The organism is Marinobacter sp. OP 3.4, assembly GCF_036224885.1.
Lineage (GTDB): Bacteria > Pseudomonadota > Gammaproteobacteria > Pseudomonadales > Oleiphilaceae > Marinobacter.
Map to the genome: position 1 here is coordinate 45,965 of NZ_JAVVLT010000059.1, position 9,643 is coordinate 55,607.

Below are 9,643 nucleotides of genomic sequence, written 5' to 3' on the forward strand. Positions count from 1 at the left end.
TCATGCAATCACTGAAAGTCATGGCAAGGTTGCTGGAATACCCCACCGCCGAGCTTCGGGAAGCACAGGATGCCATGGTCGCCGCTGTCCTCGAGGACAGCCGGCTGCCGAGGCAGAACAAGGAACAGCTGCTGCAGGTGATCGACCACGTCTGCGACGGCGACCTGCTGGATGTACAGGAAGCCTACGTGGGCACCTTCGACCGGGGCCGGGCCACTTCCCTGCTGCTGTTCGAGCATGTCCACGGCGAATCCCGGGACCGGGGCCAGGCCATGGTGGACCTGATGGAGGAGTACCGCAGTAACGGGCTGGAAATCGATGCCCGGGAACTGCCGGACTACCTCCCCCTGTTCCTGGAGTACCTGGCGGCCCGTCCCTGGGACGAGATCCGTAACTGGCTGGAAGATATCCATCACATCCTCGGCCTGCTGGGTGAGCGCCTGTTCCAGCGGGAGAGCCGCTACCACCTGGTGATGGATTCACTGCTGGCGGTCTCTGGCCGGCAGGTGAACCGCCAGGAACTGGCCCGGATCGTTGCCTCCGAGGAGCGGGATGACACCCCGGAAGCCCTGGACAAGGTCTGGGAAGAGGAAATGGTGAAATTCGTGGATGACCAGGGCAGCTCCTGCAGCACCGGTGGCGTGGTAGGCCAGCGCCGCCGGGAACTGGAGCAGACCCAGACCATTCACCTGAGTGATCAACTGATGACGGACGTGACTCCCCGTCAGGCAGGGCGCGCCTGAGGGCGCCGGAGGAAATGACAATGTCCTATATCAACACACTCCTGTTCGGAATCTATCCCTACATTGCCCTTCTCGTGCTGTTCATTGGCACCTGGGCACGCTATGACCATGGCCAGTTCACCTGGAAGGCCCACTCCAGCCAGATGCTGCGCAAGAAAAACATGGTATGGGCGTCTGTGATGTTCCATGTGGGCGTACTGGTGATCTTCTTCGGTCACCTGGTGGGGCTGCTCACGCCGCACTGGGCCTATGAGTGGATCATTACCCCTGGGCAGAAGCAGGTCATGGCCATCGTGGTTGGTGGTATCGCCGGCGTGTTTGCCATCATCGGTGGAGGCATGCTGGCCTGGCGCCGCCTGACCGATCCCAGGGTAAAAGCCAGCAGCACGGTTGCTGACAACCTGGTTATCCTGATCCTGGTGGTACAACTGGCGTTGGGGCTGTTCACTATCCTGCCTACCCTGGGACACCTGGATGGCGGCACCATGCTCAAGTTCTCAGCCTGGGCACAGGGCATCTTTACCCTGCAGGGCTCCGAGGTGGCGAACTACATCGCCGACGTGCACTGGATCTACAAGACCCATATTTTCCTGGGCCTGACCATTTTCGTGCTGTTCCCGTTCACCCGACTGGTGCACATGCTGAGCGTGCCGGTGGAATATTTCGGACGGAAGTACCAGGTGGTGCGTAAGCGCGCCTGAAAATAGTCCGCTACCTGCGGAGGTGCCTGCTCCCCCCTCTCCCTAGCCCTCTCCCGCCAGGGGAGAGGGGATAAAAGAGGAGTCAGGCGTAGCCTTGTGCTAGCGGCGAACACTCCCTCTCCCCAACGAAGGAGAGGGGATAAAAGGGGAGCCAGATTCAGCACCGCGCTGGCGTCGGATACTCCCTCTCCCCAACGAGGGAGAGGGCCGGGGAGAGGGGGAGCGCCCTCAGGGCGCCGGAGGCCAGACACGACATTTTCGGAGATACCAGTTATGCAACTGATCCCAACGGGCGAAGCCGACAAGCCCAGAAACCAGTTCCCGCCGGTCACCGTGGGTGAGACCCTCATCCACGAAGACGACATTGCCCGGGAAATGCAGCACCACCCGGCGGAAGAACTGGCTGAAGCCTGGCACGAAGCCGCCCGCAGCCTGGTGATTCGCCAGCTGTTGCTGCAACAGGCCGAAACCCTGCAGCTTGCGGAATCCATTGACGAGGAAGACCGCATCGCCCGGGTGCTGGAGATGGAACTGAACGTTCCCGACCCATCCGAGGAGGACTGCGAACGCTTCTACGCCGCCAACCCGGCCAGGTTCCGCAGCCCGATCCTGCTGGCCGTCAGCCACATCCTGCTGGCCGCGGCGCCGGACGATGTGGAAGAACGCATCCGCCAGGAAGAGGCCGGCCGCCAGCTGTTGTCCTCCCTGCTCGATGGCCGCGCCCAATTTGTGCCGCTGGCGAAGCAATACTCCGCCTGCGAATCCCGCCACCAGGGCGGCAGCCTGGGCCAGATCAGCAAGGGCCAGACCGTCGAGGAATTCGAGCGCCCGGTGCTCAGCCTTCAGGAGGGCCTGCATCCGGAACTTATCGAAAGCCGCTACGGCTGGCACATCGTCCGGGTCGATCAGCGCATCGACGGCGAACTGTTGCCCTACGAACACGTCAAACCCCAGATTCGCCAGTACCTCAGCGAAAGTGTCACCCGCCGGGCGTTCCGGCAGTACCTCCAGGTGCTCGCTGCGAAAACGGGTGTGGAAGGTGTCAATCTGGAACTGCCGGATTCACCGTTAATGCAGTAACACAGGTCGGTGCCTTAAGCGCTAACTGCCAAGTGAATAAGGCCTGTGGCCGGGGTTCCTTTCCAGAACCGTGCGGAGCCAGGGATGGCGGAGCTCGAGCGACACATGGACGTGCCTTTAGGAGCGTGTTCTGGAAAGGAACCCCGGCCATGGGCCTGTCACCGGAATTCGCAGGCCTGGGGTATTCCCCCACCCTCCAGTAATGCTTCAGGAAAACTGTTACCGGTTCTCGGCCAGGCTCCAGTACCAGCAGTCTGGTGCCACAGCCTCACGAATACACTCGATCAACCAAACAAGTTAGATCCCGCTCCGTTGAGGTAAATCAATTACTCCGCAATAACCACCCATCTACCCCCTTCGGGGGACAGAATTCCGGCCACTGTCCCCCTATCATCTAAAGCATTCTATGGAATACATGAAAAGGGGAAGCCACTCATGGCCGTCGTTCAATCCATTGAAAAACGTTATGAAAAACCGGTTCTCCTGGCGACCAACCGATTCCTCGAGGAGGAAGACGGTCTGGCCGCCATCCAGGGGCATCCGCTGTTCTCCTCGCTGGAACCCTGGGACCTGCAATACATACTGCAGCATTCCCGTCGGGTTCGCCTGGGGCACCACCAGTTGCTGTACCGCCAGGATATGCCGGCCCATCATTTCTTCTTTGTGATCTCCGGCAGGTTGCGTCTCTATCGCCTGGACGCCTCCGGGGTGGACCGTACCCTGGACAGCCTGTTGCCGGGCGACTGCTTCGCCGAGGTCATGATTTACGCCGATCCGCCCCGGTACGCCTGCTACGCCGAGGCCCTGAAGAACAGCGAGGTGTTGATGATCCCGGTGAAGGTGTACCAGGAGTTGCTGGAAGGCAACCACCGATATGCCCGGGCGGCCCTGCAGCACTACGCCAAGCGGGCGGTCAGCCGGTTCCATGACCTGGAGATCATGACCGTGCAGAGCGCCCGGGACCGGCTGATCCGCTACCTGATCGACCTGCTGCCCGAGAACGCCCGCCAGCAGGGCGGAGAAGTGGAACTGCCGCTGCCCAAGTGCCTGGTGGCGTCCCGGCTGGCCATGCAGCCGGAGACCTTCTCCCGCATCCTGGCGGACCTGAAGGGCAACGGCCTGGTAAGGGTCAACCGCAGCAAGCTGTTTATTACCGATCCCGCGCGGCTGATACAGATCAGCCAGTAGCGAGGCACGCTGGAGGCGAACATGACCGCACGCAAACAGAGACCGCTGATCTACGCCTGCTCGGGCTGCTCCGATGTGGCTCAACTGGCCAACAATGCTGCTGTATACCTGGACCATGCCGGCGAGTACGAGATGTCCTGTATCTCGGGGGTTGGTGGCAAAGTGTCGGCGCTGGTGAGAACCGCGCAGTCCGGGCGCCACATCACGGTTATCGACGGATGTCCGCTGCATTGTGCAAAGCACTGCCTTGAGAACGTGGGCGTCACGCCGGATGAGCATATCCGCCTGTACGACTACGGCTTCAGGAAGCGTTACGGCAGGAGTTATGACGACGAATCGGTAGACGAAGTCTGCCAGGTTGTCCTGGCCAGCAAGGCCGGTACGGTTTCTCCCTGACGTTGGCTGCCCCGCAGCGGCCCTTTTCCCACCGAATTCTGATCACCGAGGATATTCCATGATTGCCAGTTACACCGACCTGATGCAGGCGGTTCAGGAGCAGCCAGAACCCCAACGCCTGCTGTTTGTATTTTGCCGTGCTGAATTGCCCGATGATGCCAGCGCCGAAGAAAAAGCGGCCTTTGGGCGTGGTGAGGGTGGGGCATTGGCACCGGTGGTCTGTGTCGACAAGGCACCGGTGGAGGTAAGGGATTTCTGCTCGCTGGTGGCCGAATCCCGGGAAACAGGCCAGGACTGGGACCTGGTTTTCGTTGCGGCCATGGCTGGTCGTGGTGGTATTGCTCCGTCGTCAGATGAGGCGCAGCAACCCCTCACCATGATGGTGGAGTCGATCCGGCTTGGCCAGGTAAGTGGTTACCTGCCGCTGGACCGTGAGGGCAAGGCGGTTGATCTCCAGTGATTGGAGTTGTTGTACTCTGGAAAAGCGCTTGCGATTGCGGTACCCGCCATCGGAAGTGTTTTCCCGGGGCGGCCAATGAACGGTGACCTTAACCCCCGGTCATATTCATAAACCGAAGAATCTGCACATCCCCCCCAACCTCGAAGTGGTGCTTCTCCGGTTTCAGATCCATGGCGTCAATAATGGTCTGTTTCAGTTTATCGTCGGTCACCGGGTTGCCCCGCAGCACGCGGCGAAGATCCACTGAATGTTCATTGCCCAGGCACAGCAGCAGCCGACCTTCCACGGTCACGCGTACCCGGTTGCAGGTGGAGCAGAAGTTATGGGAGTGGGGTGAAATGAAGCCGACCCGGGTTTCGCTGCCGGGCATCCGGTAGTACCGGGCCGGCCCGCCCGAGTCCTCGGTGGCAGGCACCAGATCGTGATGCTGGCGGATGATATCCCGCACCTCGTCGCTACTGCAGAAGGCCAGGCCCCGGTCATGCTCGTTGATCTCGCCCAGGGGCATTTCCTCGATAAATGTGATGTCGATACCTTTGCGACGGGCAAAATTCACCAGTTCAGGCACTTCTTCGTCATTACGGCCTTTAAGGACAACGGTATTGAGTTTGATGCCCCTGAAACCGGCTTCCCGTGCGGCATCAATGCCGTCCAGAACCTTTGACAGGCTACCGGTGCGAGTGATCTGACGGAACTTGTCCTTATCCAGGGAATCCAGGCTGATATTGACCCGGTGCAGGCCGGCCCGTCGGAGGTCATCGGCCATGGTGGGCAATTGGCTGGCATTGGTGGTCATGGCGAAGTCGCGCAGTCCATAGCTACCGATTTCCTTCACCAGTTCCAGGATGTCCCGTCGAACCAGGGGTTCGCCACCGGTGAGACGGATTTTCTCGGTGCCCAGCTCCGTAAACGTACGGGCCAGACGGGCAATCTCTTCCAGGGTGAGAACCTGCTGGCGGGGCAGGAAGGTCATATCCTCCGCCATGCAGTAGACACAACGGAAGTCGCAACGGTCAGTGACGGACAGGCGCACGTAGTTGACGGTGCGGCCAAAACGGTCTGTCAGCTTGGATTGGGTCATGTCGGTATCCTGTTGCGATAAGGCATGCGGGATGCGCGATTATTAAGTCAGTATGGCAAATCCCGCCGGTAAATCCGATACCCCGGCGGGAGTATCTCCATGGGGCCGTCCGTGGCCCTGGTGGATCAGGCACGGAGTCGGTTGGTCACACCCTGCGGATCAGCCACCGACGGCGCCAGGTTGGGGAAGAAGATACCCTTCACCACCTGCCAGGCAACGGCCAGGGCGCCGACGATAAACACCACATCGCCCAGGGTACGGAACCAGCGCAGGAACTGCAGGATATCGCTCTGCATAAAGGCTTCGCTGCGGGCGTACCACAGGCCTTCGCTGGCGCTGGCGACAAACTGGATCAGCCCTACGGGCAGCAGACTGGTGAACAGCATCAGCACCAGGCCGAGGTTCAGCGACCAGAAGCCGACTTTCATCAGGCGCTCGTCAAACACGATCTGCGGACGGATGTAGCGCAGGATCAGCAGGCTGAAGCCAAGGGCCAGGAAGCCGTATACCCCGAACAGCGCCGCATGGGCATGGGTGGGCGTAGTGTTGAGGCCCTGGATGTAGTACAGCGCCACCGGCGGGTTGATCATGAAGCCCAGCACCCCGGCGCCCAGCATGTTCCAGAAGGCCACCGCCACAAAGAAAGTCAGTGGCCAGCGCACATTCTCCATCCATGGGGCGCGGTGTTTCAGGCGCCAGTTCTCCCAGGCCTCATAGCCAAGCACCACCAGCGGCACCACTTCCAGGGCGCTGAAGGTGGCGCCCACGGCCATCACCGGGGTGGTGGTGCCCGCGAAGTACAGGTGGTGGAAGGTGCCGGGTACGCCACCGAGCATGAACAGACTGGCGGATGCCAGGCTCGCGGAGGTGGCCACGGTGCGGGACACCAGGCCCATGCTGCAGAAAATGAAAGCCAGGGCCGCGGTGGCGAACACCTCGAAGAAGCCCTCCACCCACAGGTGGACAATCCACCAGCGCCAGTACTCCATGATGGAAATGTGGGTGCGTTCGCCGTAGAAGAAGCCAGCTCCATAAAACAGACCGATGGCGACCACGGAGGCGGTCAGCAACGCCAGCAGATGCTTGTCCCCGGGCTGGCGGAGGGCCGGCACGATGCCGCGCAACATCAGCACCAGCCAGAACACGATGCCCAGGAATTTGCCGATCTGCCAGATCCTGCCCAGGTCGACATACTCATAGCCCTGGTGCCCGAGCCAGAAGCTCAGGTGCTCGGGCATGATCTGGGCAATGGCCAGGTAGTTACCGATAAAGGAACCGGCCACCACGACCACCAGGGCCCAGAACAGCGCATCCACCCCCAGTTTCTGGAACTTCGGGTCCTTGCCGCCATTGATGATCGGGGCCAGGAACAGACCCGCGGCCAGGAAACCGGTGGCGATCCAGAACAGGGCAGACTGGATATGCCAGGTGCGTACCAGGGAGTAGGGGAACCATTCGGATACGTTGATGCCGTAGAAGCTCTGGCCTTCCACCGTATAATGGGCGGTAAAGCCCCCAAGCATGACCTGGAACACGAACAGGCCCACCACCAGCAGCAGGTATTTGCCCAGGGCTTTCTGGGACGGTGTCAGGGCGAAACTGGTGAGTGGGTCCTTGACCGGGGCGGCGGGCTCGTCCTCATCCTGGCCACGCAGGAAGGCCCAGGCCCATATCAGGCCGCCAACACCGGCAATCAGCAGGATCACGCTGATAACCGACCACACGACGTTCTCGGCGGTGGGCTTGTTGTCGATCAGCGGCTCATGGGGCCAGTTGTTGGTGTAGGTGGCGTCGCTGCCGGGGCGTTCAGTGGCGGCGGCCCAGGCGGTCCAGAAGAAGAACTCGGTCATGCGTGCCCGGCGGTCAGGGTCGGGCAGGGTGTTCTCCTTCATGGCGTAGTTTTCCCGGGTGGGCTGCAGGCCCGGGTCGTCACTGAACAGGCGGCTGTAGTAGTCCGCGGTTTCGGCAATGGCCTGTACCCGGCGGTTATCCAGAGTCAGCTCGCCGGTATCGGGATTGTAGCCGTTGGTCCGGTATGCCTCTTTAAGCTGGTACTCCAGGGTGTTCTGCTGTTGTCCGGTAAGGCTGTGCCAGTCCTGGCCGAACTCCTCCCCGGCAGCGATATGCAGCCAGGCAGTCAGTTCCCGGTGCAGCCAGTCGGCGGTCCAGTCCGGGGCCTGGTAGGCACCATGGCCCCAGATAGAGCCCAGTTGCATCCCGCCCACCGACTGCCAGGCGGTCTGGCCGTCGAGGATGCTGTCTTCCGTCATCAGTGTGTCGCCGTCGACGGTGACAACGCGGTCGGGGATGGGTGGAGCGGCTCGGTAAACCTCCGCACCGAAGTAGCCCAGCAGGGCAAAGGTGATCGCCAGGATGGCAATCAGGATGTACCAGAGTCGGCGGTAGTGTGCCATGGATTATCTCCGAGGTGGTTTCCGTTGCGGGTGGTCTCTCTTTCGTTGCCTTTGGAGTCCTTTTCTCTATAAGAATCATATAAAATGAATGTTTAAGAGGTCCTTGAGATACATCAAATGACGGTGTAGGTATCGCCGTAAGGTCAGTTAATCTGTTGAAGATTTGGGTTCTCAGCCTGAATCATGTTCCTGACTTGAATATTCTGCCCCGTTGCTTTCTAATACATTCATCTGTTTTAAATGTTTTGTGGGGTGAGATATGGCAACCAGTGAAAGAAACATGGAGCAGATGCTGAAACGGTCCAACCTGGCGTTGCTGGTGAGCCTGGTGGGCGTGGTGGCAACCGTAGTGTGCGCCTACCCACTTGCCGGCGGCCTTTCATTACCGGCTCAGGTGGCGGCTCACATCTTCACGCTGCTTTTTGCCACAACGCTGAAGCTGTCCTACATCACCCGGCTGATATCGCTGCGGCGCCTGAATCGCCCGGTACACTGACAGAGGCTTGCTGGAATAGGGTAGAATCGCTATGTATCCGGAACTCCGGGGGCACGGCCCGATACCGGCACCGGAGATCAATGACGACTGAACCGATGGGTGGCGGGGCTGTCCCGGTAGGGGGTATTGGCTCATTGCACGGGGTGCGGGCCGGTGGAGAGAAGTGGCATGAGGAAAACCGGTTATCGGATCCTGGCGTATATCAGTCTGGCGTTGGGGCTTGCGGGGGTGGTTTTGCCACTACTGCCGACAACACCCTTCGTGCTGCTGGCGGCCTGGTGTGCGAGTCGCAGTTCGCCGGCGTTTGAAGCCTGGCTGCATGGTCACCCGACCTTCGGGCCAGTCATCCACAACTGGCGGGAGAGCCGGGCTGTACCGGTGCGCGCCAAGTGGGTGGCGGGACTATTGCTGGCGTCCAGCTGGACCATGTTGTTCCTGATGGGGATGCCCCTGGTGGTGCTGGTCATGACCGGGCTTTTTTTCTCGGGCGTCGTGACGTTCCTGGTCACGCGGCCATCGGTTTGATGTAGCCGGAATGTTTTCCGGTTCAGGAGTTCCAGATGCACATAACCCGATATACCGATTACTCCCTGAGGGTGCTCATCTACCTGTCCATGCGACGGGATCGGCTGTCCACCATCCAGGAGATTGCCGACAGCTACCAGATTTCCAGGAACCACCTGATGAAGGTGGTGCACCAGCTCAACCGCAAGGGCTACATCGAGACGGTCCGTGGCAAGAGCGGCGGTATGCGGCTTCACCGGGAACCCAGTACCATCAACATCGGCGTGCTGGTTCGTGAAACCGAGCAGGACCTGAACGTGGTGGAGTGTTTCTCGTCGGACAACCAGTGTGCGATCTCACCGGTCTGCGGGCTCAAGGGAGCCTTTGCCCACGCCCTGAACGCCTTCCTGGAAGCCCTGGATGAGTACACCCTGGAGGATGTGCTGCCGGACCGACACCGGCCCCAGCTACTGCGTTTGCTGCAGATCGCCTAGTGCGCCGTTCGCTGACCTACTGCGCGTGGCTGCGCCCTTCGGGAGCCACTGAGAGCCTTGATAGCCGCGTTGCGCCGGCTCGATTT

At 60.6% G+C, this 9,643-nt stretch carries 11 protein-coding genes; 9 read left to right on the forward strand and 2 right to left on the reverse strand.

Annotated features, from left to right (window positions below; all coding sequences use genetic code 11):
* Nucleotides 1–2 precede the first annotated feature (2 nt).
* From narJ to RO069_RS11395, 6 genes are all read left to right on the forward strand, one after another.
* Nucleotides 3–743: a nitrate reductase molybdenum cofactor assembly chaperone gene (gene narJ, locus RO069_RS11370; RefSeq protein ID WP_328187606.1), complete on the forward strand. Its 741-nt coding sequence runs from the start codon at nucleotides 3–5 to the stop codon at nucleotides 741–743.
* A gap of 20 nt (nucleotides 744–763) precedes the next feature.
* Nucleotides 764–1,444, forward strand: coding sequence for a respiratory nitrate reductase subunit gamma (narI, locus tag RO069_RS11375; RefSeq protein WP_328187608.1), 681 nt, complete (start codon nucleotides 764–766; stop codon nucleotides 1,442–1,444).
* Nucleotides 1,445–1,717: 273 nt separating this feature from the next.
* Entirely contained in the window at nucleotides 1,718–2,524 is an 807-nt protein-coding gene (locus tag RO069_RS11380; RefSeq protein WP_328187609.1) for a peptidylprolyl isomerase, read from the forward strand.
* 435 nt (nucleotides 2,525–2,959) lie between these two features.
* Nucleotides 2,960–3,712, forward strand: coding sequence for a Crp/Fnr family transcriptional regulator (locus RO069_RS11385; protein ID WP_328187610.1), 753 nt, complete (start codon nucleotides 2,960–2,962; stop codon nucleotides 3,710–3,712).
* Between the two features lie 21 nt (nucleotides 3,713–3,733).
* Complete coding sequence (locus tag RO069_RS11390; RefSeq protein ID WP_328187611.1) at nucleotides 3,734–4,108, forward strand: putative zinc-binding protein; 375 nt, start codon at nucleotides 3,734–3,736, stop codon at nucleotides 4,106–4,108.
* Between the two features lie 58 nt (nucleotides 4,109–4,166).
* Nucleotides 4,167–4,568 carry a ribonucleotide reductase subunit alpha gene (locus tag RO069_RS11395; RefSeq protein WP_328187613.1) on the forward strand — a complete coding sequence of 134 codons (402 nt, stop codon included), beginning with the start codon at nucleotides 4,167–4,169 and terminating at the stop codon, nucleotides 4,566–4,568.
* Nucleotides 4,569–4,656: 88 nt separating this feature from the next.
* Here RO069_RS11395 and moaA read toward each other — a convergent pair whose 3' ends face one another.
* Together moaA and RO069_RS11405 are read right to left on the reverse strand one after the other, a co-directional pair.
* Nucleotides 4,657–5,649, reverse strand: a complete 993-nt coding sequence (gene moaA / locus RO069_RS11400; protein ID WP_328187615.1) for a GTP 3',8-cyclase MoaA — start codon at nucleotides 5,647–5,649, stop codon at nucleotides 4,657–4,659.
* A gap of 125 nt (nucleotides 5,650–5,774) precedes the next feature.
* On the reverse strand, nucleotides 5,775–8,063 hold the full coding sequence (locus RO069_RS11405; protein WP_328187617.1) for a nitric-oxide reductase large subunit: 2,289 nt from the start codon (nucleotides 8,061–8,063) through the stop codon (nucleotides 5,775–5,777).
* A 259-nt stretch (nucleotides 8,064–8,322) separates the two neighbouring features.
* Between RO069_RS11405 and RO069_RS11410 the strand changes: the two genes are divergently transcribed.
* The 3 genes from RO069_RS11410 (at nucleotide 8,323) to RO069_RS11420 (ending at nucleotide 9,557) form a co-directional block, all read left to right on the forward strand.
* A complete protein-coding gene (locus tag RO069_RS11410; protein ID WP_328187619.1) occupies nucleotides 8,323–8,559 on the forward strand; it encodes a hypothetical protein in 237 nt (78 codons plus the stop codon).
* A 168-nt stretch (nucleotides 8,560–8,727) separates the two neighbouring features.
* On the forward strand, nucleotides 8,728–9,084 hold the full coding sequence (locus RO069_RS11415; protein ID WP_328187620.1) for a YbaN family protein: 357 nt from the start codon (nucleotides 8,728–8,730) through the stop codon (nucleotides 9,082–9,084).
* Nucleotides 9,085–9,119: 35 nt separating this feature from the next.
* Complete coding sequence (locus tag RO069_RS11420; RefSeq protein ID WP_328187622.1) at nucleotides 9,120–9,557, forward strand: RrF2 family transcriptional regulator; 438 nt, start codon at nucleotides 9,120–9,122, stop codon at nucleotides 9,555–9,557.
* The last annotated feature ends 86 nt before the right edge of the window (nucleotides 9,558–9,643 follow it).